The sequence below is a fragment of the Hyphomonas sp. genome (assembly GCF_046313735.1).
Taxonomy (GTDB): Bacteria; Pseudomonadota; Alphaproteobacteria; order Caulobacterales; family Hyphomonadaceae; genus Hyphomonas.
This window is the reverse complement of the sequence record NZ_JBKBXW010000011.1, coordinates 34,384-59,114: the sequence shown is the minus strand read 5'-3', so window position 1 is coordinate 59,114 and position 24,731 is coordinate 34,384. Positions and strand designations below refer to the sequence as shown.

General features: G+C 63.8%; 25 protein-coding genes. 13 read left to right on the top strand and 12 right to left on the bottom strand.

Annotated elements, in window-relative coordinates; translation table 11 throughout:
* Nucleotides 1–146 precede the first annotated feature (146 nt).
* The 6 genes from ACK4SV_RS07300 to ACK4SV_RS07275 all read left to right on the top strand — a co-directional run bounded on the left by ACK4SV_RS07300 (nucleotide 147) and on the right by ACK4SV_RS07275 (nucleotide 5,576).
* Nucleotides 147–1,727 carry a helicase HerA-like domain-containing protein gene (locus ACK4SV_RS07300; protein WP_409917155.1) on the top strand — a complete coding sequence of 527 codons (1,581 nt, stop codon included), beginning with the start codon at nucleotides 147–149 and terminating at the stop codon, nucleotides 1,725–1,727.
* Nucleotides 1,724–1,933, top strand: a complete 210-nt coding sequence (locus ACK4SV_RS07295; protein WP_409917154.1) for a hypothetical protein — start codon at nucleotides 1,724–1,726, stop codon at nucleotides 1,931–1,933. Before ACK4SV_RS07300 ends, ACK4SV_RS07295 begins: the two co-directional genes overlap by 4 nt.
* 108 nt (nucleotides 1,934–2,041) lie before the next feature.
* Nucleotides 2,042–3,472: an aldehyde dehydrogenase family protein gene (locus ACK4SV_RS07290; RefSeq protein WP_409917153.1), complete on the top strand. Its 1,431-nt coding sequence runs from the start codon at nucleotides 2,042–2,044 to the stop codon at nucleotides 3,470–3,472.
* A 91-nt stretch (nucleotides 3,473–3,563) separates the two neighbouring features.
* A complete protein-coding gene (locus tag ACK4SV_RS07285; protein ID WP_409917152.1) occupies nucleotides 3,564–4,181 on the top strand; it encodes a glutathione S-transferase family protein in 618 nt (205 codons plus the stop codon).
* A 130-nt stretch (nucleotides 4,182–4,311) separates the two neighbouring features.
* Nucleotides 4,312–4,890 (top strand): DUF7010 family protein, encoded by a 579-nt coding sequence (locus tag ACK4SV_RS07280; protein ID WP_409917151.1) that lies wholly within the window; start codon nucleotides 4,312–4,314, stop codon nucleotides 4,888–4,890.
* A gap of 95 nt (nucleotides 4,891–4,985) precedes the next feature.
* Nucleotides 4,986–5,576 carry a CC0125/CC1285 family lipoprotein gene (locus tag ACK4SV_RS07275; protein ID WP_409917150.1) on the top strand — a complete coding sequence of 197 codons (591 nt, stop codon included), beginning with the start codon at nucleotides 4,986–4,988 and terminating at the stop codon, nucleotides 5,574–5,576.
* Between the two features lie 20 nt (nucleotides 5,577–5,596).
* On the opposite strand, the gene ACK4SV_RS07270 is transcribed toward ACK4SV_RS07275, so the two are convergent.
* Nucleotides 5,597–7,153: a PQQ-dependent sugar dehydrogenase gene (locus ACK4SV_RS07270; RefSeq protein ID WP_409917149.1), complete on the bottom strand. Its 1,557-nt coding sequence runs from the start codon at nucleotides 7,151–7,153 to the stop codon at nucleotides 5,597–5,599.
* Between the two features lie 149 nt (nucleotides 7,154–7,302).
* Here ACK4SV_RS07270 and ACK4SV_RS07265 point away from each other — a divergent pair, with 149 nt between their 5' ends.
* On the top strand, nucleotides 7,303–8,562 hold the full coding sequence (locus ACK4SV_RS07265) for a multidrug effflux MFS transporter (protein ID WP_409917148.1): 1,260 nt from the start codon (nucleotides 7,303–7,305) through the stop codon (nucleotides 8,560–8,562).
* 7 nt (nucleotides 8,563–8,569) lie between these two features.
* On the opposite strand, the gene rimK is transcribed toward ACK4SV_RS07265, so the two are convergent.
* Both rimK and ACK4SV_RS07255 read right to left on the bottom strand, forming a co-directional pair.
* Nucleotides 8,570–9,958 carry a 30S ribosomal protein S6--L-glutamate ligase gene (rimK, locus tag ACK4SV_RS07260; RefSeq protein WP_409917147.1) on the bottom strand — a complete coding sequence of 463 codons (1,389 nt, stop codon included), beginning with the start codon at nucleotides 9,956–9,958 and terminating at the stop codon, nucleotides 8,570–8,572.
* 116 nt (nucleotides 9,959–10,074) lie between these two features.
* Nucleotides 10,075–12,084 (bottom strand): methylmalonyl-CoA mutase family protein, encoded by a 2,010-nt coding sequence (locus ACK4SV_RS07255; protein ID WP_409917146.1) that lies wholly within the window; start codon nucleotides 12,082–12,084, stop codon nucleotides 10,075–10,077.
* A 140-nt stretch (nucleotides 12,085–12,224) separates the two neighbouring features.
* Here ACK4SV_RS07255 and ACK4SV_RS07250 point away from each other — a divergent pair, with 140 nt between their 5' ends.
* Together ACK4SV_RS07250 and ACK4SV_RS07245 are read left to right on the top strand one after the other, a co-directional pair.
* A complete protein-coding gene (locus ACK4SV_RS07250) occupies nucleotides 12,225–12,758 on the top strand; it encodes a hypothetical protein (protein ID WP_409917145.1) in 534 nt (177 codons plus the stop codon).
* 64 nt (nucleotides 12,759–12,822) lie between these two features.
* Nucleotides 12,823–13,086: a SemiSWEET transporter gene (locus tag ACK4SV_RS07245; RefSeq protein ID WP_409917144.1), complete on the top strand. Its 264-nt coding sequence runs from the start codon at nucleotides 12,823–12,825 to the stop codon at nucleotides 13,084–13,086.
* Here the strand turns inward: ACK4SV_RS07245 and ACK4SV_RS07240 are convergent.
* Nucleotides 13,071–13,961, bottom strand: a complete 891-nt coding sequence (locus ACK4SV_RS07240) for an aminotransferase class IV (protein WP_409917143.1) — start codon at nucleotides 13,959–13,961, stop codon at nucleotides 13,071–13,073. The genes ACK4SV_RS07245 and ACK4SV_RS07240 overlap by 16 nt on opposite strands.
* 158 nt (nucleotides 13,962–14,119) lie before the next feature.
* Here ACK4SV_RS07240 and ccrA point away from each other — a divergent pair, with 158 nt between their 5' ends.
* The gene (ccrA, locus tag ACK4SV_RS07235; RefSeq protein ID WP_409917142.1) at nucleotides 14,120–15,400 is read left to right on the top strand and encodes a crotonyl-CoA carboxylase/reductase; all 1,281 of its coding nucleotides are present in this window, start codon (nucleotides 14,120–14,122) and stop codon (nucleotides 15,398–15,400) included.
* Entirely contained in the window at nucleotides 15,400–15,762 is a 363-nt protein-coding gene (locus tag ACK4SV_RS07230) for a nuclear transport factor 2 family protein (RefSeq protein ID WP_409917141.1), read from the top strand. The genes ccrA and ACK4SV_RS07230 overlap by 1 nt, the downstream gene beginning before the upstream one ends.
* 6 nt (nucleotides 15,763–15,768) lie before the next feature.
* Here the strand turns inward: ACK4SV_RS07230 and ACK4SV_RS07225 are convergent, their stop codons facing one another.
* The 6 genes from ACK4SV_RS07225 to ACK4SV_RS07200 form a co-directional block, all read right to left on the bottom strand.
* Nucleotides 15,769–17,061 carry an adenylosuccinate synthase gene (locus tag ACK4SV_RS07225; RefSeq protein WP_409917140.1) on the bottom strand — a complete coding sequence of 431 codons (1,293 nt, stop codon included), beginning with the start codon at nucleotides 17,059–17,061 and terminating at the stop codon, nucleotides 15,769–15,771.
* Between the two features lie 75 nt (nucleotides 17,062–17,136).
* On the bottom strand, nucleotides 17,137–18,732 hold the full coding sequence (gene serA / locus ACK4SV_RS07220; protein WP_409917139.1) for a phosphoglycerate dehydrogenase: 1,596 nt from the start codon (nucleotides 18,730–18,732) through the stop codon (nucleotides 17,137–17,139).
* Nucleotides 18,725–19,246: a GNAT family N-acetyltransferase gene (locus tag ACK4SV_RS07215; protein WP_409917138.1), complete on the bottom strand. Its 522-nt coding sequence runs from the start codon at nucleotides 19,244–19,246 to the stop codon at nucleotides 18,725–18,727. The genes serA and ACK4SV_RS07215 overlap by 8 nt, the downstream gene beginning before the upstream one ends.
* A 49-nt stretch (nucleotides 19,247–19,295) precedes the next feature.
* Nucleotides 19,296–20,456 (bottom strand): phosphoserine transaminase, encoded by a 1,161-nt coding sequence (locus ACK4SV_RS07210; RefSeq protein ID WP_409917191.1) that lies wholly within the window; start codon nucleotides 20,454–20,456, stop codon nucleotides 19,296–19,298.
* Nucleotides 20,457–20,568: 112 nt separating this feature from the next.
* Nucleotides 20,569–21,147: a lysoplasmalogenase gene (locus ACK4SV_RS07205; protein WP_409917137.1), complete on the bottom strand. Its 579-nt coding sequence runs from the start codon at nucleotides 21,145–21,147 to the stop codon at nucleotides 20,569–20,571.
* A 56-nt stretch (nucleotides 21,148–21,203) separates the two neighbouring features.
* Nucleotides 21,204–21,605 carry a YkvA family protein gene (locus ACK4SV_RS07200; RefSeq protein ID WP_409917136.1) on the bottom strand — a complete coding sequence of 134 codons (402 nt, stop codon included), beginning with the start codon at nucleotides 21,603–21,605 and terminating at the stop codon, nucleotides 21,204–21,206.
* A gap of 66 nt (nucleotides 21,606–21,671) precedes the next feature.
* On the opposite strand from ACK4SV_RS07200, the gene ACK4SV_RS07195 reads away from it, so the two are divergent.
* Nucleotides 21,672–22,454 carry an SDR family NAD(P)-dependent oxidoreductase gene (locus tag ACK4SV_RS07195; protein WP_409917135.1) on the top strand — a complete coding sequence of 261 codons (783 nt, stop codon included), beginning with the start codon at nucleotides 21,672–21,674 and terminating at the stop codon, nucleotides 22,452–22,454.
* A 144-nt stretch (nucleotides 22,455–22,598) separates the two neighbouring features.
* Nucleotides 22,599–23,276, top strand: a complete 678-nt coding sequence (locus ACK4SV_RS07190) for a nitroreductase (protein WP_409917134.1) — start codon at nucleotides 22,599–22,601, stop codon at nucleotides 23,274–23,276.
* 21 nt (nucleotides 23,277–23,297) lie between these two features.
* On the opposite strand, the gene ACK4SV_RS07185 is transcribed toward ACK4SV_RS07190, so the two are convergent.
* Nucleotides 23,298–23,705: a MaoC family dehydratase gene (locus tag ACK4SV_RS07185; RefSeq protein WP_409917133.1), complete on the bottom strand. Its 408-nt coding sequence runs from the start codon at nucleotides 23,703–23,705 to the stop codon at nucleotides 23,298–23,300.
* Nucleotides 23,706–23,949: 244 nt separating this feature from the next.
* Complete coding sequence (locus tag ACK4SV_RS07180) at nucleotides 23,950–24,705, bottom strand: VWA domain-containing protein (protein ID WP_409917132.1); 756 nt, start codon at nucleotides 24,703–24,705, stop codon at nucleotides 23,950–23,952.
* Nucleotides 24,706–24,731 lie beyond the last annotated feature (26 nt).

Here is a 24,731-nt window from a genome sequence, read left to right as displayed (position 1 = left end):
TGTTCCCCTGAAACTGCCCTTCAGGGTGGAAGGCCGGGATTGCTGCGTCAAGCGCAGAAAGCGGCCCCGGCCGGGCTTGCCCATTTCGCCGGAGAGGCTAGCCTTCCCGCCAGGATCAAGGCAGGCGCAGCTAGGGGACTGAACTTATGGGCGAGACGATCTTCCTCGGAGGCGCTGACGCGGATGGCACTGGCAAGCCTGATGCTGCGCAGAGCCTGATCCTGAAGGTCGCCAACCGGCATGGCCTTGTCGCGGGCGCAACCGGCACCGGCAAGACGGTCACCCTGCAGGTCATGGCCCAGGCTTTTTCCGATGCCGGCGTGCCGGTCTTTGCCGCCGACGTGAAGGGCGATCTTGCCGGGGTCGCCATGCCCGGCACCGAAACCCACAAGGCGCACGGCGCCTTCACAAGCCGCGCTGCAAACATCGGCATGGACGCGCTGACCTACGACCCTGCCCCGGTGATCTTCTGGGATCTTTATGGCGAGAAAGGCCATCCCATCCGCACGACGATTGCCGAAATGGGCCCCGTCCTCCTCTCTCGCCTGATGGGCCTGACCGCAGTGCAGGAAGGCGTCCTCAATGTTGCCTTTCAGTATGCGGATGATCGCTGCCTGACGGATCCGGATTTCCGCATCCTCGACCTGAAAGACCTGCGCAAGCTGCTCGCCCATCTCGGCGAACCCGGCATTCGCGAAGAAGTCAGCCGCAAGTATGGTAATGTGGCCGCTGCATCCCTCTCGGCAGTGCAGCGCGAGCTTCTTGTGCTCGAACGCGCGGGCGCTGAAACCTTCTTCGGCGAGCCGGCACTCGAGTTGGAAGACTTCATGCGCACAACCCGCGACGGGCGCGGCTATGTCAACGTGCTGGATGCGACAAAGCTCATCAACAGCCCGAAACTCTACTCCACCTTCCTTCTCTGGCTGCTGTCGGAACTGTTCGAGCGCCTTCCGGAGATCGGCGATCCGGAAAAGCCCCGCCTCGTCTTCTTCTTCGACGAAGCGCACCTCCTCTTCACTGATACGCCGCCTGCCCTGCTGCAGAAGATCGAGCAGGTTGTCCGCCTCATCCGGTCCAAGGGTGTGGGCGTTTACTTCGTCACGCAGAACCCGCGCGACATTCCCGAATCCGTGCTGGCCCAGCTCGGGAACCGGATCCAACACGCGCTGCGCGCCTACACGCCGATGGAACAGCGCGCCGTGAAATCCGCCGCCGCCTCGTTCCGCCCGAACCCCGCCTTCAAGACCGAAAGCGTCATCACCGAACTCGGCGTCGGCGAAGCGCTCGTCTCGACGCTCGACGCCAAGGGCACGCCTTCGATTGTCCAGCGCACGCTGATCCGCCCCCCCGCCTCGCGCCTCGGCCCGCTGAGCGATGCGGAGCGCGCCGATATCCAGAAGGCGAGCCCGGTCTTTGGGCGGTACGACAAGATGTTCGACCGCGAGAGCGCCTACGAAATCCTGACCCGCAAGGAAGAAGCCGCCGCGAAGGAAGCCGAGAAAGCCCGGATCGCTGCGGAGAAGGAAAAGGAAGCCGCCGCCCGCGCCAAGGCTGCGCCAAAGGCACCTGCCAAGGCGCCCGCCAAAGGACGAACAACCTCGACCACCACCCGCTCGCGCCGCATGACACCCAGCGAACGCGCCACAAATACGGCCGCCACAACGGTCAGTCGCGAAGTCACGCGCTATATCTTGCGCGGCCTGTTCGGGAACATGAAGAAGAAATGAGACACCGCGCGCCCCTCCTCCTCGCTACAGCCCTGCTGATGGCAACTGCCTGCGCCTCCAGCGGCGGCCAGAAGAACTGGACCGCCCGGCAGGGCGCCCAGCCCTTCGAAACGGCCTACACCGTCTGCCGCGAAGCCAGCTATGGCATCGAAGCGAACTTCATTACCTGCATGGCCGGCCGGGGGTGGGTCCGCAACGCGCGCTAACCTCGTGAGGCACCCCGCCCTCCCCCCACGTCAGCAGTGGCGGAGGCGGTGCGCCTCTCCTATAGTCAGGTCAAAGCCCTGTTCAGACATGCCAAGGGAGGCACGCCCATGAAAGAGTACCTGAAATTCTATATCGACGGCGAATGGGTCGATCCGGTGACCCCGCGTACCCTCGAAGTCGAAAACCCCGCGACGGAAGAAAATTTCGCGGTCATCTCGATTGGGTCTGCCGCAGATGCTGATAAAGCGGTCGCCGCTGCCAAGCGCGCCTTCCCGGAATTCTCGAAAACGTCCGTCGAATACCGCGCCGACCTGCTCGACAAGATCACCGCCGGAATCCAGAAGCGCATGCCGGAACTGGCCGAGGCGATTTCCACTGAGATGGGCGCCCCGATGTGGCTCGCCAATGCCGCGCAGGTTCCGGCCGGCATGGGCCATTTCGCAACCACAGCAGCCATCCTGCGCGCCTACCAGTGGGAAGAGGTCAAAGGCACGACCCTGCTGCGCAAGGAGCCGATCGGCGTCTGCGCCTTCATCACGCCCTGGAATTGGCCGCTGAACCAGATCGCCTGCAAGGTCGCCCCGGCGATTGCGGCGGGCTGCACGATGGTGCTGAAGCCGTCCGAGATTGCCCCGCTCGACGCGATGATCTTTGCCGAGATCCTGCATGAGGCCGGCGTGCCCAAAGGCGTGTTCAACCTCGTCAATGGCGACGGCCCGGGCGTCGGCTCGGCGCTCTCTTCGCACCCGGATGTCGATATGGTCTCGTTCACCGGCTCCACCCGCGCTGGCGTCCTCGTCGCGCAGGCCGCTGCCCCGACCGTGAAGCGCGTCGCCCAGGAGCTTGGCGGCAAGAGCCCGAACATCGTGCTGCCCACCGCGGACCTCCAGAAAGCAGTGTCCAGCGGCGTGATGTCGATGATGACGAACTCCGGCCAGAGCTGTAACGCGCCGTCCCGCATGTTCGTGCAGAAAGACCAGCACGACCAGGCTGTCGCCATCGCGAAAGCCACCGCCGAAATGGTCAAGGTCGCGATGCCGGCTGAGGCCCCTCCCGGCGCCATCGGCCCGATCTCGAATGGCAACCAGTACCAGAAGGTCCAGGACCTCATTCAGAAGGGCATCGAGGAAGGCGCCACCCTCGTCGCCGGCGGCCCGGGCCGTCCCGAAGGCTTCAACAAGGGCTACTTCGCCCGTCCGACCGTGTTTGCAAATGTCACCAACGACATGACCATCGCGCGCGAGGAAATCTTCGGGCCCGTCCTCTGCATTCTGCCTTACAATACGCTGGAAGAAGCGATCGAGCAGGCCAACGACACGGTCTACGGCCTTGCCGGTTACGTTCAGGGCCCGGACAAGGAAGCCTATGAAGTGGCCAACCGCATCCGCGCCGGCCAGATCCAGGTCAACGGCTCGCGGCCGGACTTCACGGCCCCCTTCGGCGGCTACAAACAGTCCGGCAATGGCCGCGAATGGGGCGAGCACGGCTTTGAGGAATTCCTCGAAGTGAAAGCCGTGATCGGCTATCAGGCAGCCTGACGCCGCTCGCCGACCAATTCCACATGGCAACGGCAGACCTTTGTGTCTGCCGTTTCCTTTTTCAGCCCCCTCAATTCGGAAGGACGCTCCTATGCCGCTCAAGCTCCACCACCTCAACGCCTCGCGCTCCCAGCGCATCGTCTGGCTGCTGAACGAGCTGGGCGTGCCGCACGAGATCATCCACCACAAGCGGGACGAGACGACCCGGCTGGCGCCGCCGGACCTCCTGAAAATCCATCCGATGGGCAAGTCGCCCCTGCTCGAGGATGACGGAATTGTGATCGCCGAAACCGGCGCGATTGCGGAATACCTGATCGCGAAATTCGATCCGGACCACAGGCTTCACCCCCGCGCGGACTCGCCGGATTTTCCGCGCTATCTGGAATGGCTCCACGCCGCCGAAGGCGCCGTCTTCCTGCCGTCGCTGCTGACGCTCTATCTCGGTCTGGCCGGCGCGGCCGCCGACAGCCCGATCCAGCAGCGCAACGCGCAGGAGCTGGAAAAGGCCGCCAACTACATCGAGGCGCACCTGACGCAGCATCCCTATTTCGCCGGGGAAAATTTCTCCGCGGCCGACTGCCTGATGGGCTTCCAGATCATGAGCGGCGCCGCGCGCGGCGGATTGACCGGGCGGCCAGCCACAGCCGCCTGGGTGCAGAAAGTGACCGCCCGCCCGGCATTCAAGGCGATGCTCGCCGTCGGGGTCTGACGCCCGCCTGCCGTTTCAGGAGTCCAACGAACAGCGCGCTCCGGGATGAAACCTCCTCCCGGCCAACAAGCCTCTTGATCCTGCCAAACTACTTTGTTATGCAAAGTTATTGGCAGAACGGGAGACTACTATGGATTTTGCTGAACTGAACGAGCGGCTGAAGCAGGCACGCCTCGAAAGCTATTGCCGGGTGCGCGGCGGCTGGCCTGTTCCCCTCGCTGGCGGAACCTATTGGGCGGTCCTGACCCTGCTCGGCTACACCGTGAGCGATGAAGACTGGTCATGGATGGCGGCGATGCTGTCCGGCAGCATCTTCCCGATTGCGCTGCTTTACGGAGCGCTCTTCCGGAACCCCTTCATGAAAGAAAAAATGCCCGATCAGGGCGTCGTCTTCATGGCCATGGCCGGGATGCTTATGTTCTGGCCCGCAGCGATCCTGGCGATGGGCGCCAACAATGATCTCGTGCCTCTCATGCTCGCCATAGGGATGTCGACGCATTGGCCGGTATTCGGCTGGTCGTATGGGCGGCCGGTTCCGTTCCTGGTCCACATGATCGCGCGCGGCGTTCTTGTCACGGTGATCTGGGTGGCCCTGCCGGAGGCAAGGTTTACGCTCCTGCCCCTGTCCGTCGCACTGATTTACCTCGCAACGGTGATCGCGCTCTATGTCGACAGCGGCGAGTTCCGCAGCCGGATTCAGCCAGCGTGAGGCGCGTCCTCACAGATTTGTGACCTCCCGTGTTGGCTGGCGTTCATCTGGCTTCTGGCACATAATGAACAACAGACAACACGGGAGTATCACCGTTGAAACGCATAACAACTGCTGCAGTCCTCGGCGCGCTGGCCCTCCTTGGCGCCTGCGCCACGGCCACACCTTACCAGCCCGCGACCGCCTCTGACCGGGGCTTCTCCGAGCTTCGGATTGAGGACAACAGGTTCCAGGTTGAGTTCTCAGGCAACTCGCTGACAGACCGGCGGACGGTCGAAACCTACATGCTTTACCGGGCCGCAGAGCTGACCAAGCAGAGCGGCTTCGACCATTTCAGGGTGGTGCGCCGGGAAACCGATGCAGACACAAGGATCGTGCCGGTCGGCGGGGCGGCCTACACGCCCTTCTATGATCACTTCTACCTGCACTACCGGTATTTCGGGCCCCGCGCGTCGTATTTCAGGGACCCTTACCGGTTCTACCGGCCGGGACCGACCTATTTCTCCCGGTACGGATATTATGATCCATTCTGGGGCGGGCCGGTCGAGTTCCGCGAGCAGACACGCTATGTCGCCAGCGCCGAAATCCTGATGGGCAAAGGCGAGAAGCCTGATGATGTAGCCTTCTTTGACGCGGATCAGGTGATCTTCAATCTTTCGGGCCAGATCCGCCGGCCCGGCACCTGATATCGGCCAGGGCCTGCGCCTCAGGGCGCAGGCTCGACCCGGAAAACACTGCCGCCGAACGAGACGATATACAGACGGCCCTCTGTATCGAGTCCGAAACTCGACACCTGGTTCAGCGTGCCTTCATTCGGCACGAGCTGGTCATTCAGGCGGTTGAAGTTTGAGGAACTGAGCGTCTGTCCGGGGACCAGCGAGGCTTCCGGAACGGACCAGACATTGCCGCTGATGAAATCCCCGAACACATAATGATCACGGATCGGCTCGATGGGGCCTCGGTAGACATACCCTCCGGTGACGGAGCGTCCCTGGTTTGGTCCTGTGCCATGGAAATACTCCGTAACCGGAGGTGTGAACGACGGCGAGTTTGCCCCGCCATTATATGGCAGCGTACCCTCCCGCAGGCGCCAGCCATAATTGGCCCCGCTGTCGGAGAGCCGCATCCGGTTGATTTCCTCCACGGCACTCTGTCCGACATCACCTATGAAAAGGTCACCGCTGACCGGATCGAAACTCGCCCGGTAGGGATTTCGCAGGCCGAGCGCAAAAATCTCCGGTGCGCCGCCAGCCCCTCCCGGAAAGGCATTGCCCGTCGGAATGCGGTAGTTGAGGGCGGGGTCTGAAGGGAAATCATCGCCGGAAACGTCGATCCGCAGGACCTTGCCGAGCAGAGAGTCCGGATTCTGGGCTACATTGTCGGGATCACCCCCGCCGCCACTATCGCCCGTCGGAATGTAGAGCAGACCGTCACCGCCAAAGCCGAGCCAGCCAGCATTGTGATTGGCGCGCGGCTGCGGGATCGTCAGCAGCACCTGCAAGGTGGAGGGATCAGCCTGCAGCGATGAGCCTGAGAACATCTGATAGCGGCGGATTTCGGTGTCGCCGGCAAGATTGGTCAGGTTGACATATATGAGGCGGTCGCTTTCAAAGCCCGGCGAGAAGGCAAGCCCCAGGAGCCCCCGTTCACTGTCGGTGGAGACTTCGGAGGCAACATTCAGGAAGTCGACACTGTCGATAGCGCCACTCTCCGGATTGAGCACCCGCGCGCGGCCGCCCTTCTGCAGCACCACAACCTGCTCCGTGCCCGGAATTCCAGAGAGATAAAGCGGCTGGCTGAAGCCCGAGCCGACCCGGCGGAGCGCCATGCCCTCTGCAACATTCAGCACCCGGATCTCAACCGTGATCCGCGTCATGCCGCCGCGATTGTCCCGTGCCTCGAAGGTTATGAGATAGATGTTGTTGCGGTCCGCATCCTGAGGATTCTCGAAATCCAGCGGCGTGCCCAGCGAAAGGATGCCGGTGGCCGGATCGAAGGTGAAGACGCCCTCATCCCCGCCCGCAACAATCGACAGCGTGACAGGGTCCCCGTCCGGATCATTTGCCGTGAGGGTGTATACCGTGCCGGTCGTATTCTCATTGATGCTTGCACTGGCCGGTGACGTGATCACGGGCGGACGGTTTGCCGCTGGCGGCGGAAGGGGCGCCGGCGAAGGGCTGCTGCTGCCGCCGCAAGCGGACATCACGCCGGCGCCCAGCATCAAGGCGGCCGCTGCCGCGCGCCAGCTTGTGTTCACGTGCATGCTCATGCCCTTCCCTAGCATCTGCGCCCCGGCCGCGAGAGTAACATTTAGGAAACAATCCGGCACCCTTTGCGCGGGGGCCCTGCAATCCCGCTGGCCAACCGGAAAGAAAGGGTCCAGAAGGCCAGGCCGAAAAGGATACGAATGACATGGACGGCGATACGGCGGACCGGCCGGCATCTGTGGCGCCCGGCCGCCCCGGCGGTTTGAGCAAGCCGGAGCTGATCGGCATCGTGGCAGGCCTGATGGCGCTCAACGCCATTGCCATAGACATCATGCTGCCCGCCCTCGGCGCCATCGCGGAGGCGACCGGTCTCGTGGAGGCCGGCGCCCCGCGCGACAACCGCCAGCAGCTTGTGATCTTTGCCTTCGTCCTCGGCTTTGGCGCACCGCAGCTCGTCTGGGGGCCAATTACAGACCGGTTCGGCCGCCGCGCGCCGCTGTTCATCGGCCTGATCGGCTATGTGGCCACCGCGCTGCTTTGCGTGATCATCCGGGAATTCTGGGTGCTGCTGGCGGCGCGCTTCCTGCAGGGGATTTTTGCGTCCGGTGCCCGCATCGTCGCCTCAGCCGTCGTGCGGGACCTGTTCGCGGGGCGCAGCATGGCGAGCTTCATGTCGCTCGTGATGACGATTTTCATGATCATCCCGATCATTGCCCCGGCGATTGGCCAGCTGATCCTGTTCGTTGCGCCCTGGGAGGGGATTTTCCTCGTCTTGGCGTTCTGGGGCTTGCTGATGCTGGGCTGGACCTGGCTGAGGCTGCCGGAAACCCTGCCACCAGAGGCCCGCCGCCCCCTCAATCTCAGGAGCGCGGCCGATGCCTATCTGCAGGTCATCCGCTCCCCGGTCAGCTTCGGCTATATGTGCGCCGCCGGTGTAGTCTTTGGCGCGCTGTTCGCGTTCATCGCTTCATCTGAACAGGTCTTCCGCGATGTGTTCGACCAGGGTGACAGTTTCGCCTTCTGGTTCGCCGGCATTGCTGTTGCGCTGGCGATTGCAAACTTCAGCAATTCCCGGCTGGTCGAGCGGCTCGGTATGCGCCGGATCAGCCATACCGCGCTTGTCCTGTTCATCCTGTGCTCGGCGGCGCTGACGGTCACGACGCTTGTTTTCGGCGAGAACCTTGCGCGCTTCTTCCCGATCTTCGCGCTGGCCTTTGCCTGTTTCGGGATGATGGGATCGAACTTCTCGGCCCTCGCCATGGAGCCGCTGGGCAAGATCGCGGGCACGGCATCCGCCGCCTATGGCTTTGCCACGACGCTGATGTCGAGCCTGATCGGCCTCGTCATCGGCGCCCAGTTTGACGGAACCACTGTCCCGCTCACTGCAGGGTTCACAGCGCTTGGCATCGCCGCGCTCATCATTGTCCTGATCACGGAAAAGGGCCGCCTTTTCTCCGCACGTTAGCGAGGGGTCAAAGTGGCTCCCGCTGGCGTGCAAGCGGGCGCACGACGGTCTCCAGATGCTCGATGATGCGCGAGGCAATGTCCTTTTCGGTGGCCGCTTCAATTCCTCTGAGCCCGGGTGAGGAATTCACTTCCAGCACTTTCGGGCCTGAGGCTGTCTGCAAGAGGTCCACACCGGCAATCTGCAGGCCCAGCACCTTCGCTGCCTCGCGCGCGATGTCGCGTTCGTCAGAGGTCAGCTTGGCCGCACTCGCCGTGCCGCCCCTGTGAAGGTTCGAGCGGAACTCCCCCTTCGCTGCCTGCCGCTTCATCGCTCCGACAACCTTGTTGCCGACGACAAAGGCGCGGATATCCGCTCCGCCAGCCTCTTCGACGAATTCCTGTACCAGGAAGTTCGCGTCCAGCCCCCGGAAGGCATCGACCAGCCGCTCAGCGGCCTTGCGCGACTCGGCCAGCAGCACCCCCTTCCCCTGCGTGGACGAGAGCAGTTTCAGCACCACCGGCGCTCCGCCCGCGACGGCGACGAGGCCTTTGGTATCCTTCGGGCTGTGCGCAAAGGCCGTGATCGGCATCGGCACGCGTGCGCGCGCGAGCAACTGGTGCGCCAGCAGCTTGTCGCGGCTGCGCCCGATCGCGCCGGCCGTGTTCAGGCAATAGGCGCCGGTGTTCGAGAATTGCCTCAGCACCGCCATGCCATAATCGGTGATCGTTGCGCCGATGCGCGGGATCACCGCGTCATAGCGGGGCAGCGCATTGCCATCATAGTGCACCTCGGCGTCCACCGTTCCGATGCGCATATAGCAGCGCGCCGTATCAATCGCCTCGATCACGTGCCCGCGCGCTTCAGCGGCCTCGATCAGGCGGCGTGAGGAATAGTTCTTCGGCTCCCGCGTCAGCAGCGCAATCCGCAAGGGGCGCTTCACCGGCTTGCGGCGCGGCAGGCCCTGATAGGCCTGGTAGCCAAGTTGGGGCTGCAGGAAAGACGCATTCGGATCAATCACCCAGCTCGGCTGGATTGCCGTGCGCCCCAGCAGCATCCGGTAAGCCATGGTTTCCCGGTTCGACAGGGTCAGCTGGATCGGCCATTCGACGCCGCCAATCTCCGCCCGTGTCTCGATGACGTATCTGAGCTCCCGCTCGCCATTCGAACTGGTCACCTCCCGCCGGTCGACCACCGGGGCCGAGCAGGTAATCTCCAGCGAGGGATCGCCGGGATCCGGCTGGATCAGGAAGCGCACCTGCGGCGCATGGGCCGGGCCGAAGGGCTCGATCACACTGGCATGCAGCGCAGACGTTTTAGCGCCGGTATCAATCTTCGCCTTGATCGCCGGCAGGCCCAGATCATTGAGGGACAGCCATTCTTCCCAACCGAGCTGAAGAGGCATGGAATTCGGCATCGCGCGGCTTCTCCGGCATGAAGATGTCCCCCGATAGAGAGCTTTGCGGCGCTGCGGCAAGCCCCGCTACAGGTTTGCGGATCTTGCCCGATACAACTGCGGCAGATCGGCGAATGCTAGCCTTTGACGAGCCACGCCTTTTCGACAATCCGCGTCACATCCCCCATGATTTCGGTGATGCGGAAATCCTTCGGCGTGTAAATCGCGGCGGCACCCATCTGTTTCAGGGCGCGGGCGTCTTCCGGCGGGATGATGCCGCCGACCACGACCGGCACATCGCTGAGGCCTGCCTTGCGCAGCTCGGCAAGCGTCTCACGCACAAGATCCAGATGGCTGCCCGACAGGATTGACAGGCCAACGACATGCGCGCCGGCGGCTTTCGCCTGCGCCGCGATCTCTGCCGGGGTGAAGCGGATGCCTTCATAGACGACGTCCATCCCGGCCTCGCGCCCGCGCGCGGCGATCTGCTCGGCGCCGTTGGAATGGCCATCAAGGCCCGGCTTGCCGAGGACATAGGTCAGCTTCCGGCCCAGCGCTTCGGAGACGCGGGCGACTTCCTTGCGCAGCGCCTCGATGTCCTCGTCGCCCTCAGGCCCGCGGATCACCAGCGCCACGCCCGTCGGCGCGCGGAACTCGCCGAAAACCTCGCGCAGCACTGTGCCCCATTCGCCGGTGGTCACGCCTGCCTTGGCGCAGGCGATGGACGGCTCCATGATGTTGCGGTTCTCGGAGGCCGCCGCGCGCAGGTCGCGCAGCGCAGCTTCGGCCGCAGCACCGTCGCGCGCGGACCGCCAGGCCCTGAGGTCGCGCACCTGCGCGGCCTCCTCGGCCGGATCAACGGTCTGGATCGCCCCATCGCCCGCGCCCAGCGGGCTGTCCTCGGTCTCGGTGAACCGGTTGACCCCCACCACGGTCAGCGCGCCGCTCTCAATCGCACGGATCCGCTGGATATGGGCGCCGACCAGGCTCTCCTTCATGAAGCCGATCGCTTCCTTGGCGCCGCCGAGCCGGTCGATTTCGGCGAGCGTGGCCCGCGCCTTCTCCTTCAGCTCTTCGGTCTTGCCAGAGATGACATGGCTGCCATCGAAGATATCCTCGAACTCCAGCAGGTCCGTCTCATAGGCCAGCACCTGCTGCAGGCGCAGCGACCATTGCTGGTCCCAGGGGCGCGGCAGGCCCATTGCCTCGTTCCAGGCCGGCAGCTGCAACGCGCGGCAACGGGCACGCTTCGACAAGGTGACCGCCAGCGCTTCCAGCAGGATACGGTACACATTGTTCTCGGGCTGCGGCTCCGTCAGGCCCAGCGAATTGACCTGCACGCCATAGCGGAACAGCAGCGCCTTCGGGTCGGTCACGCCATACCGCTTCCGGCCAATCTCATCCCAGAGATCGACGAATGCCCGCATCTTGCAGAGTTCCGTTACGAAACGCACTCCCGCATTCACAAAGAACGAGATCCGGCCAAACACGGTTTCAAAGTCTGATTCCGGAACTTGACCGCCAGCCTTCACCGTATCCAGAACCGCAATGGCGGTGGCCAGCGCATAGGCCAGTTCCTGTTCGGGCGTCGCGCCAGCTTCCTGAAGGTGGTAGGAGCAGACATTCATCGGGTTCCATTTGGGAACCTCGACATAACACCAGCTCACCATGTCCGCGATCAACCGCAGCGACGGCTCCGGCGGGAACACATAGGTCCCGCGCGAGAGGTATTCCTTGACGATGTCGTTCTGAGTTGTGCCCTTGAGTTTCTTGCGATTCTCACCCCGCTCGTCCGCCAGCGCCACATACAGGGCGAGCAGCCAGGCCGCCGGCGCATTGATCGTCATTGACGTGTTCATCTGCTCGAGCGGCAGCTGGTCGAACAGGCTACGCATATCGCCGAGGTGCTTTACCGGCACGCCGACCTTGCCGACCTCGCCCCGGCTGAGGATATGATCAGCGTCATAGGCTGTCTGGGTCGGCAGGTCGAAGGCGATGGACAGGCCCGTCTGCCCCTTGGACAGGTTCAGCCGGTAAAGCTCGTTCGATTTCTTCGCCGTGGAGTGGCCGGCATAGGTCCGGAAGATCCACGGAGCGTCCGCAGAATGCTGAAAAGGAACTTTGTTATCGTTGGCGCTGTCCGTCATGGCGTCTACGGCCTCCCCTTGTTGCGGCGCAGCATGACTGAGGCTGCCGCCTCTGGCAAGCGGGCCCGCATGCCGCACTTGCCCGTCCGGCTGCAGTCGGGCAACCTCCATGCCAGCCGTGATTGGAGCCCCGCCCCGGCATGACCCAACCACCTTTATCCGGCCTCGCCCACGTCTTGCGACTGCGAGCGCTCTCGCTGGCGGCTTTCCCCCTCGGCGCCGGCCTGATGGCGTTGCTGCAGCGCAGCCCCCTCGCGCTCTCATTGCTCGCAGCCGTCATGCTGGCCGTCAGCCTGTATGAACGCCGCCGCCTGGCCGGCCTCGCGGGCATCCAGCCAGCGATCAGTGGCGCGCAGGTCCTGCTTGGCTTTGCCTTCCGGCTGGGGCTGCTGATCGGTGTTTTCGTGATCGTGCTCGGCCTGTCGGCCCTGTTCCGGGACACATCCCTCTCCCGCGAGGTCGCCCTGCTCGATCTGGGTCTCGCCGCGCTGCCCGCCGCCATCGCGCTCGGCGCCAATGAAATCAGCGCCCGCCTGGCCGCCCGCAGCCTCGCGGGCTTGGAAGCAGGGCCAACAGCATCGCACCACCCGCGCGGATATGGTGATGCTTCCGGCGAGGGCATTGTCATCGAAGGCGAAGTCATCGAGCCGGGTGATCCGCCCCCGCGCGGTTAGCGCTGGAGCCCCTCGCGGAACCCCGCTAAGCCTCGGCGCGCAGCCAGCCCGGACCTTCGCTCCCATGACCGACCTCATCGGCCTTATAGCCGCATTCCTGACAACCCTGTCGTTCGTGCCGCAGGCCCTGCACATCGTGCGCACGGGCCGCACCGAAGGCATATCGCTTGTGATGTATGCCCTGTTCACAACCGGCATCGCGGTCTGGCTGGTCTATGGCATCCTCATCGGCTCGCTGCCGGTGATCCTGTCGAACAGCATCACGCTGGGCCTTGCCCTGACGATCCTGACGCTGAAAACCCGCGCCGTGCTTCAGTCCCGGTCATAAACGAAGGGCGCTGCGGCGCGCAGATCGGCGCCCATCGCTTCATAGTAAAACCGCTGAACCTGCCTTGTGACCGGACCCGGGCGCCCGTCCCCGATCCTGCGCCCGTCCAGCTCGATCACCGGCGCGATCATTGCCCCGGCCGAGCTTGTGAAAACTTCGGCGGCATTCAGCGCTTCCTCCGGCGTGAATGCGCGCTCCGTGATGGTGAATCCGCGCATCTCTGCGAGGCGGAAAACCCCTGCCCGCGTGATGCCCGGCAGGATGGCGGAAGACAGCCCTCGCGTGATGATCTCCCCGGACGCCGTCACAATCCAGGCATTCGCCGAAGCTGCCTCGGTCACTAAACCGTCCTCGACCATGAAGGCGGTCTCGGCCCCCTGCTCCTTGGCGGCCCGGTAGGCGAGCGCCTGGGAGAGGAGCTGGGTCGTCTTCATGTCCCGGCGTTTCCAGCGGCTGTCCGCAAGGAACACGGCCCGGATCCCGTCCCGCGCCGCCGCGCCGATCAGCGGGCGGGCATCGGCGTAGGCGAAGACGGTGGGGGCCAGGATGTCCGGCCCGGCAAAGTCCCGCGCATCATAGGCCCCGCCGGTGACCTGCAGATAGATCAGGCCCTCCTGCAGGGCGTTGCGCGCGATCAGCGCTTCGTGCAGCGCCGTCCAGCCATCTGCGTCGTGCGGATCGGGGATGCCGATGCCATCGAGCGTGCGCGAGAGACGAGCAATATGGCCTTCCAGATCCACAAAACGGCCGCCGTAAACCGCCGTCACCTCATATGCCGCGTGCGCAAACAGGAAGCCCCGATCCAGAGGGGAGATGTGTGCGCCATCCAGCGGAAGGATCGCGCCATTCAGGTGGACGAGTGAACAGACCGGCATGTCGAAAAAGCCTCACAGCCCGGAAAACTCTATTGTGCAGCGCAACATTATCCTTGCCTCGTCTCCAATCCCGCGCCAGTGTGCGCCCGCCAGCAGGGGCTGTGAAGACGCCAAAAAGAGCGGACCACTTGCACCGGAACGATAACGGAGGAAAGTCCATGGCTCAGGAAACGTCGGGACGGGTTAAAAAAGACATCTACGAACTCGGCGAAATTCCGCCGGAATTCCATGTTCCCAACATGATGCACGCCTGGACCGTGCGGCGCGAGCGCCACGGCCGGCCCCTGAAAGCCATGCAGATCGAGCAGGTGCCGGTGCCCGAAATCGATTCGGATGAAGTGCTCGTCCTCGTCATGGCCGCCGGTGTCAATTACAACGGCGTCTGGGCAGCGCTCGGCGAGCCTGTCTCGCCTTTCGACAATATCCGTGGACTGAAACAGGATTACATCATCACCGGTTCCGATGCCGCCGGCATCGTCTGGGCGGTCGGCAAGAAGGTCACCCGGGTCAAGCCGGGTGACGAGGTCGTCATCCATTGCAACCAGGATGAGGGCGATGATGAGGAGTGCAATGGCGGCGATCCGATGTTCTCGCCCAGCCAGCGCATCTGGGGCTATGAAACGCCGGATGGCGCGTTCGGCCAGTTCACGCGCGTGCAGGCGCGCCAGTGCATGCCGCGCCCGAAACACCTGACCTGGGAAGAAAGCGCCTGCTACACGCTCACGCTCGCAACCGCCTATCGGATGCTGTTCGGCCACCGTCCGCACGTGCTCAAGCCCGCAGATAATGTGCTCGTCTGGGGCGCCAGTGGCGGCATCGGCTCGTTCGCGGTGCAGCTCTGCGCGGTAACCGGCGCCAACGCCATCGGCATTGTCTCCTCCGACGAAAAGCGCGATTTCGTGCTGAGCCTCGGCGCGAAGGGCGTGATCAACCGGAACGACTTCAATTGCTGGGGCCAGCTGCCGAAGATCAATAGTCCGAAGTTTCAGGACTATATGAAAGAGACCCGCAAGTTCGGCAAAGCCATCTGGGACATCACAGGCAAGAAGGATGTCGACATGGTGTTCGAGCATCCGGGCGAGTTGACCTTTCCGGTTTCGGTTTTTGTCGTCAAGCGCGGCGGCATGGTGGTCATCTGTGCCGGGACGACCGGCTTCAATCTTACCATGGATGCCCGCTTCCTGTGGCAGCGCCAGAAGCGCGTTCAGGGCTCGCACTTTGCCAACCTGAAACAGGCCTCCGAAGCGAACCAGCTGGTCATCAACCGGCGCATCGACCCCGGCATGTCGGAAGTCTTTCCGTGGGCGGATATTCCGCTGGCGCACGAAAAGATGCTCGACAACAAGCACCTGCCCGGGAACATGGCCGTGCTTGTCACTGCGCCCAAGCCAGGCCTGCGGACGGTCGAGGACGTGCTGGCGGTCAACGGCCAGGGCTGATGGCAGGCCTCGCCCGTCCGTTTGCGGAAGGCTTCGCGCGCGACTGGCTCGCCGCCTGGAACGACCGGGACATAGAGCGCATCCTTTCCCATTATGGCGAGGAGATCATCTTCCATTCCCCGCGCATCGCGAAGGTGATGGGCAATGAGGCCACCAGCGTATTCGGCAAGAAGGCGCTGCGAGACTATTGGACGAAGGCGCTCGCCCTTGCCCCGCAACTCTTCTTCGAGCTGGATGAGATCCTTGTGGGGTCGGACGCCCTGACCATTCTCTACACGAACCACCGCGAAGAGCTTGTGGCAGAGACCTTCATCTTCGGGCCCGATGGCAAGGTTGCCCGGTCTATCGCGGCGTATCGCTGACGCGCCCTACCCCTCGAAAGGGTCGCGCATGAGGATCACGTCCTCGCGTTCCGGCGAGGTGGAAACCAGCGCGCAGGGCTTGCCGACGAGCTCCTCGAGGCGGCGGACATAGACCACCGCCTCGGCCGGCAGCTCGGCCCAGCTGCGCGCCCCGCGCGTCGAGCCGCTCCAGCCTTTCAGGGTCTCATAGACGGGCTCGACCGCCGCCTGATCGGTCAGGCCGGCGGGATAGTGGTCGATGGTCTTCCCGTTCAGCCGGTAAGCGACACAGACCTTGATCTCGTCGAAGCCGTCGAGCACGTCGAGCTTGGTCAGTGCCAGCCCGTTGACGCCGGACGTCGCGCAGGCCTGCCGGACCATGACTGCATCAAACCAGCCGCAACGCCGCGGGCGGCCCGTATTCGTGCCGAATTCATGACCCACTGTGCCGAGGCGCTGGCCGATTTCATTGTCCTGCTCGGTCGGGAACGGACCCGCACCGACGCGCGTGGTGTAAGCCTTGGCGAGACCAAGCACATACGACACCGCCCCCGGCCCGACGCCGGAGCCGGCCGACGCCGCGCCTGCGACCACGTTCGAGGACGTCACGAACGGGTAGGTGCCATGGTCGACATCCAGCATCACGCCCTGCGCGCCCTCGAACAGGATCCGGCTGCCCCGGCGTACTTTCTCGTCCAGCAGTTTCCAGACGGGCTGGGCATAGGCGAGCACTTGCGGGGCGATCTTCAGGAGCTCGGCCTTGAGCGCCGCCCCGTCTGGTTCCGGCAGGTCGAGGCCCGCCCGCAGCGGCCGGTGATGAGCCAGCAACCGCTCGATCTTCAGGTCAAGGGCAGCGGGGTCTGCAAGGTCTGCCACGCGGATGGCGCGGCGGCCGACCCGGTCCTCATAGGCTGGGCCGATGCCGCGCTTGGTCGTGCCGATCTGGGCAGCGCCGAGGGCCCCTTCCCGCGCCGCATCGATATCCTTGTGCCAGGGCAGGATGAGCGAGGCATTGTCGGCAAGCACGAGGCTTTCAGGCGTGACTTCGACGCCCTGCGCCCGGATGCCTTCGATTTCTGTCAGCAGGTGCCAGGGATCGACGACTACCCCGTTGCCGATCACGGAGAGTTTCCCGCCGCGCACGAGACCGGACGGGAGCAGCGCCAGCTTGAACACCTTGCCGTCGATGACCAGCGTGTGGCCGGCATTGTGCCCGCCCTGGAAGCGCACAACGACATCGGCCCGCGCCGACAGCCAGTCGACGATCTTGCCCTTGCCTTCATCACCCCATTGAGCGCCGACGACGACAACTCCGGCCATACCTCACCTCCAAAACTTCGCCGCGCGACCTCAGCCCCATCTGGCGCAGAAACGCAAGACGCCGGGCTGCGCAGGTCAGAAGGTCAACACCTTCGCATAGCGCACCTGCGGCAGGGCATCGAGTTTCTCGATGACCGAAGCCGGTGGCATGGTGTCGATGCCCACAAGCGCAATCGCCTCGCCGCCAGAGGCCTGCCGGCCGAGATGGAAGGTCGCAATATTGACCTGCGCCTCGCCCAGCATCTGTCCCAGCGCGCCGATGAAGCCCGGCTTGTCGAGATTGTTGATGTAGAGCGTCACCGGCGAGAAATCGCCTTCGAGCGCCATGCCCTTCACCTCGACGATGCGCGGCTTGCCCGCGATCAGCGCACCGGCAAGCGTGCGCCAGCCGCCTTCGGGCGAGTTCTTCGTGGCCTTGGTCTTCACCTTGATGCGGATCAGGCTATCGTAGACCGGGCTCGATTCCGTCTTCGTCTCGGTCAGCTTCACGCCGCTTTCCTGCAGGATCGCGGGCGCCGATACCATGTTCACATCGCCGCGCGAGGCGCGCAGCAGCCCGGCCAGCAGCGCCGCTGTGATGGGCTTGCGGTTTAGCTCCGCGACCTCACCCTCATATTCGATGACGACCTCTTCATAACCAAAGTCGGAGATCTGGCCTGCGAACGACCCGATCTTTTCAGCAAGCACCGTGAACGGACGGATTCGCGGGGCCTCTTCGGCCGTCACGGATGCCATGTTGAGCGCGTTGGTGACCGCGCCCGTCAGCAGGTAGTCCGACATCTGCTCGGCGACCTGCAGGGCGACATTCTCCTGCGCTTCATTGGTCGAGGCGCCAAGATGGGGCGTTGCGACGAAGTTCTTCTTTCCGAAAAGGACGTTTTCTTTCGCCGGCTCGACCGCGAACACATCGAACGCGGCGCCAGCAAGATGGCCGGACTCCAGCATCTCCGCGACAGCCGCTTCATCGACCAGACCGCCGCGCGCACAGTTGACCAGGATCAATCCCTTCTTGGTCTTCTCGAGATTCTCGCGCGAGAGGATATTCCGTGTCTGGTCCGTCAGCGGAACATGCAGGGTGATGACATCAGCCCGCGCGAGCAATGTATCCAGGTCAACTTTCTCGACCCCGAGCTCCAGCGCGCGTTCTTCCGTCAGGAAGGGGTCATAGGCGACGACTTTCATCTTCAGGCCCATCGCGCGTTCCGCCACGCGGCTGCCGATATTGCCCGCGCCGATCAGGCCAAGCGTCTTGAAAGACAGCTCGATGCCCATATAGCCGGATTTCGGCCACTTCCCGGCCTGCGTATCGGTGTTGGCGGCCGGAATCTGACGGGCAGCGGCAAACATCATGGCGATTGCGTGCTCCGCCGTGGTGATCGCGTTTCCAAAAGGTGTGTTCATGACAACCACGCCCTTTGCGGTGGCCGCCTTGATGTCGATATTGTCGACACCGATCCCGGCCCGGCCGATGACCTTGAGGTTCGTTGCCGCAGCGATTACATCTGCGTCGGGCTTGCAGGCCGAGCGTACGGCCAAGCCGTCATACTCCGGAATGATCTTGATCAGTTCCTCTTTTGAGAGGCCCGTCTTGATCACGGTGTCGATGCCGCGGGCTTTGAAAATTCCAACGGCGGCAGGGGAGAGCGAGTCTCCGATAAGGACTTTAGGCATTATGTGCTCCATGGCGCCAGTCGGCGCGCGTCAGGTGATAGACACGGCAGTCATCAGGGCCGAACCGGCGCGGCCCCTGAAGTTTGAATCCAAGGCTTTCATAGAAACGATGCGCGCAGATATTATCCGCCATCGGATCGATCAGGATGTCGTTGCAGAGCGGACGGGCGAAACAGCGATCTATGGCAAGGCGCATCATGGCGGTGCCGTGCCCCTTCCCCAGCTCATCTTCTTCGCCAATCCAGATATCGATGGCCCAGGAATGTTCCGGGCAATCGCTGCCCCAGTAATGGCTTTTCTCTTCGCGGCAGTCGATCAGCTGGACAACGCCAATGGCCCGTCCGCCAAGCTCCGCGATCAGGAACTCCCGCCACGGAACATTCCGGCCCAGCTCGCCCTCCCAGTTCCAGTCATTCCAGTCCGGATCGCCGCCGGCATCCTGCACATGCGGCTGCTCATCCCAGTGAAGGATCACCGGCAGGTCTTCGAGGGTGGCGGTGCGTAGACGGATCATGGGTCTTCCGTGTCATGCCGCAGGTGCGGCCGGCCGGGATGACATGTCTCTAGAGTTTCGAGGCTTCCTCATGGAAGGCCCAGTCGAGCCAGGGGAGGAGCTTTTTCACGTCCGACGGCTCCACCGACCCGCCGACCCAGATACGCAGGCCCGGAGGCGCCTTGGCATAGCCGGCTGCATCGAAACAGGCATTCTCCGTCTCCAGACGTTTCATCATGCGCTTGATGAAATCACGCTGGCCGGACTCATCCAGCGCGGCAACGCGCGCATCCTTGATGCGGAACGTCACCCCCGTGTTGGAGCGCACAACTGCGTCTTTGCAGAGGAACTCAACCCAGTCCGATTTCGCCTCCCAATGCGCGAGAATCTCAAGGCTCTCATCGGAGCGCGCCTTAAGTTTCCGCCAGCCGCCCAGCCGCTCAACCCAGTCGAGCGCCTGAAGGTAATCTTCCACGCACAGCATGGACGGTGTGTTGATCGTCGCGCCCTGAAACAGGTCCTCGTCCAGCTTGCCGCCCTTGGTCATGCGGAACAGTTTCGGCAGCGGCCGGTCCGGCGTGTAGCTTTCCAGCCGGCGCACGGCATTCGGCGACAGGATGAGCATGCCGTGGGCCGCTTCCCCGCCGAGGCATTTCTGCCAGCTGTAAGTCACCACATCGAGCTTTTCCCAGGCGATCTCCTGCGAGAAGGCGGCAGACGTGGCATCACAGATCACCACACGGTCCGGGTTCGGACGGATCCAGTCGACATCCTTCACGCGAACACCAGAGGTCGTGCCATTCCAGGTGAAGATGATGTCGGCGTCTTCGCGCGCTTTGGCGAAATCCGGCAGCTGGCCGTAATCGGCGACATGGGTGTTGCAGTCCTTCAGCTTCAGCTGTTTGACGGCGTCCGTCACCCAGTCCTGCCCGAAACTCTCCCAGGCGAACACATCGACGGGCCTGACGCCGAGCATGGACCACATGCACATCTCGACCGCGCCGGTGTCGGAGGCTGGCACGATGGCGACGCGGTAGTCCTCCGGTATGCCGAGGATCAGCTTGGTGCGGTCAATCGCCGACTTCAGCTTCTTCTTGGCATCGCCCGAACGGTGCGAGCGGCCGAGGGCGGCGGACGCAAGGTTCTGCAGCGAGAAACCGGGATATTTGGCGGTGGGGCCCGAGGAAAAATGCGGGCAAGCAGGGCGCACTGCCGGCTTGGCGGTGGTCACGGTCATCTGTTTTTACTCCTATCCTCACAGATAGGCTGGGCGCCGTTGGGGGCGCCTGGCCCGCCACGTCCTTCGCACAAATTCCGTACCGGTACAATCGGAGAGATGTGAACTATTTTGTGAGGAAGCCCAGAAGGATCGCCGCCTGGCCGAAAAAATATAGGTTCCACAAGGTGATGGACGGCCAGAACCGCGCCGGCTCGCCCGCCGGGCGGCGGAACAGCTCGTTCGCCAGGATCGCATCGGACGCAATGAACATCAGCGCGCCAATCAGCACGAGGCCAAAGCCGGGCGGCAGGGCGATCGCGGCAGCGCCCATCATAAGGATCACTGCGCCATAGGCAAAGACCGGCCAGCGCATAGCGCCCAGCGACGGAGACAGCCAGGCCAGATACCCTGCCCCTGCCAGCACCAGCACCGCCCGGGCGGCATAGTTGAGCGCATCCCCGCTCACCTGCCCGCTCGTCCAGAACAGCACGACATAGAACACATGCGCGGTGAAAAAGGCTGCCATGCCGGGAATCAGCCAACGCTCCGGCCGCCCGGCCAGGAAAGCGTCGCCCAGCGTCGAGGCCGCAAGGCCAGCGACCAGCAGCCAGGGCGCCCCTGCAGCAGCGGCAAGGCCGGTCAGCACCAGCATGCCCGACACCTTCAGGAGCAGCTTTGCGGGGCTCGGCGGCGCACGGCTCAATGTAAACCCGTACAGGAGCGCACACACCCCTGCGAGGCCAAGTGGCAACCAGAGGCTCAAGCCGCGTCCCGCACCGGTTCGGGCAGGTTCAGCGCCTTGCGTGCCATCGCCCGGTGGCGTTCCTTGACATGCATCCCCACCACGCTGAGCGCGGTCGCCAGCACGGTCGCGTCATCGGTGAAGCCGAGCCCCACCACCACATCCGGGATCACATCCGCCGGCATCACGAAATAGGCCGCCGCGGCAAACAGCACGGCCTTGGCCTTCGCCGGGGTCATCGGGTCGCGCGCGCAGAAGTAAGCCGCCGCCAGATCATCTGCAAAGGGCAGCTGCCCCGCCAGCTTTCCCAACTTGGGCAACAGGCCCTGCGCCCGGCGTTCATTCCGCCGAATCGCCTTTGGCAGGTACACCTCGCCCTGCCCTTTGACCGTTTCGATTATTTCCGCTGCGTCAGACATTGCGTTCTCCTAACGGCATTATACTCCACAAGCCCAGTCAACGGAAAGCAGGGAGGGCAGAGCCCCATGGAACTGAATTCAAACATCTCGGCTGTCATCACTGGCGGCGCCTCCGGCCTCGGCGCAGCAACCGCCCGCAAACTCGCCAGCTACGGCGTCAAGGTCGCCCTGTTCGACCTGAACGAGGAGAAGGGCGAGGCCCTCGCCAAGGAACTCGGCGGCGTGTTCTGCCAGTGCAACGTCACGGATGAAGCCTCGGTGGACGCTGCCTTCGCAAAATCCCGCGCCGCCATCGGCCAGGAGCGCATCCTCATCAACTGCGCCGGCACCGGCAACGCCATCAAGACCGCCAGCCGCGACAAGAACACCGGCGAAGTCAGCCACTTCCCGCTGGATAAGTTCAACCTGATCATCCAGATCAACCTCGTCGGCACGTTCCGCTGCATTGCGAAATCTGCAGCCGGCATGATGACGCTGGACCCCCTGCCCTGCGGCGACCGGGGCGCGATCGTCAACACCGCTTCGGTCGCTGCAGAAGACGGCCAGATCGGCCAGGCGGCCTATTCGGCCTCCAAAGGCGGCGTGGTCGGCATGACGCTGCCCATCGCGCGCGACCTCAGCCGCGAGAATATCCGCGTGAACACGATCCTGCCGGGCATCTTCAACACCCCGCTGCTGGCCGCTGCGCCGGAGCCGGTGAAGCAGGCCCTCGGCGCGCAGGTGCCGTTCCCCCCGCGCCTCGGCAATCCGGACGAGTATGCGTCGCTCGCCACCGAAATGTGCCGGAACAATTACTTCAACGGCGAAGATGTCCGCCTCGACGGCGCCATCCGCATGGCCCCGCGCTAAGCGGCCAGGCCCGGTAAACTCAGGAGCCCGCATCCCATGGGTGCGGGCTTTTGTTTTGGCGGGGCCTTTCCCTGCGGCAGGGGATGCCTCTGGCCCGGGGCGCGGTAGAAGACACCAGACAAGCCGCTCAAGGGGTATATCGCGATGGAATTCGACGAGGTCGTGCGCACGCGCCGCAGCATTCGGGGCTTCCTCAAGAAACCCGTGCCCAAGGCGCTGATTGTGGAAATCCTTGAGATCGCCATGCGCGCCCCAACCTCACTGAACACCCAACCCTGGAATTTCTACGTGGTCTCCGGCGAAGTGCTCGACCGTATCCGCGCCGGCAATGTCGAACGCAACCTTGCCGGCGTGCCCGACAGCCGCGAATTCCGCATGGGCCCGGGCTATGAAGGCGTCCACCGCGAACGCCAGATCGGCATTGCCAAACAGCTTTTCGCCGCCATGGGCATCGAGCGCGACAACAAGGAAAAGCGAATGGACTGGGTGCTGCGCGGCTTCCGCCAGTTCGATGCGCCGGTCTCCATCGTCGTAACCTATGACCGATCGATCCATGGCAGCGACATCGCGCCCTTCGATTGCGGCGGGGTCGTCAACTGCCTCGTCAACACGGCCTGGAACAAGGGGCTTGGCTGCGTCATCAACTCGCAAGGCATCATGCAGAGCCCGGTCGTGCGCGAACATGCACGAATCCCGGACGACCAGGTCATCCAGACCTGTGTCGCCATGGGCTGGCCGGACCCGGATTTTCCGGCAAACGCCGTCGTCTCGCAGCGCAAATCCGTGGAGGAAGCAGCCACCTTCCTCGGCTTCGACGACTGAAGCGCGGCGAAGCCGGCGGGCTTAATCCCCCGCCACTTCGGGATTACGCACGCCGATCAGGCCGTTCGAGACCATCGTCATGACGACCTCGTCATTCTGGTTGTAGACGGTCTGTTTCGATTTCGAGATGCCCATGTCTGGCCGGCTCTTCATTCGCCGCTTGCCGATCAGTTCCATCTCGACCCGCAGTTCATCGCCCGGGAAGACCGGCTTCACCCAGCGCAGCTCATCAATTCCGGGAGAGCCGAGCCCAGCGGTTGGCTCCATATCCTTCCAGGTATCGACCATCATCCGCATCGCCATGGCGCCGGTATGCCAACCTGACGCCGACAGCCGCCCGAAATGCGTGCGCGCCGCTGCATCATCATCCAGATGAAAGGGCTGCGGATCAAACTTTGAGGCAAACTCGATCACTTCCTCGCGGGTCACCTAATAGCTGCGCGAGGAGCGCGTGACGGTGCCGACAACCAGGTCTTCGTAATACTTCATGGCTCTGCCCTGCTGCGATTGCAGGCCGTGGTGAAGCGGGATCGGGGCGGAATGGCAAGCCTCTCGCAGCGGTACGCGCCAGAAAACAAGCCACCCGCCCCATCACCGGAGCGGGCAGCCTTCTCTCAGTATCCCGCTATCTCGTGGGAAGCCGGCCCGGGATCTGACAGATCCGTAGTGCGCCTCAGCGTTGACCCTGGCGCGCCTTGACCTCTTCCTCGCCGGCGAGCGCGCGGTCGGCCTCGTCGAACACAATCGCAGCGGCTTCACCCTTGCCATAGGAGCGCGCGCGCTGGGCAAGGGAGTCCATCGACTGTTCCATACGGCCCTGTCCAATCGCCATCGTCTGCGAAGGGGCCATGCCGATCGCATCGGCGTCGTTGAACCGGGCGAATTCGGCGCCGAGGAACACGACTTCCCAGCCACGCGCCTGGGCCCGGTCGATTGCAGCTTTCGCGCCCTCGCGTGTCACCTCGCGCGAGGCGTTTTCATGCCCGTCGGTCATGATCACGATCACGGCCTTCTCCGGATTGTCTGCCTCGGCAAGGGCGATGGTCCGCCCGATGGCATCGAACAGGGGCGTCATGCCGCGCGGGGTAGCCTCCGCGTTGGTCACGGGGGTCCAGTTCTCGGGTGCCACCTTGTCGCGCAGCACATCAAACTGCAGCCCGCCCTGCGCGTCGAACACCGCGAGCGTCACCTTCGTGCGCAGGTTCGGATCGACCGTCTCGCCCGGGGCGTCCTTGCCGAAACTCTCTGCAAAGGCGTTCACCGAGGCGAGGGCCTCGTCCCAGATCGGGCTCATCGATCCCGTCCGGTCGAGAAGGATATAGGATTGAACCGAGGCGGCCGGCTGCGGCGCCGGCGCCTTGGCATAGGCCGCGCTGGCGGCCAGCAGCGCGCCGGTAATGAGCGTTGAGAATGTGCGGATCAGTTTCATGGTGCGTCCCTTCCGTTTGGCCCGTC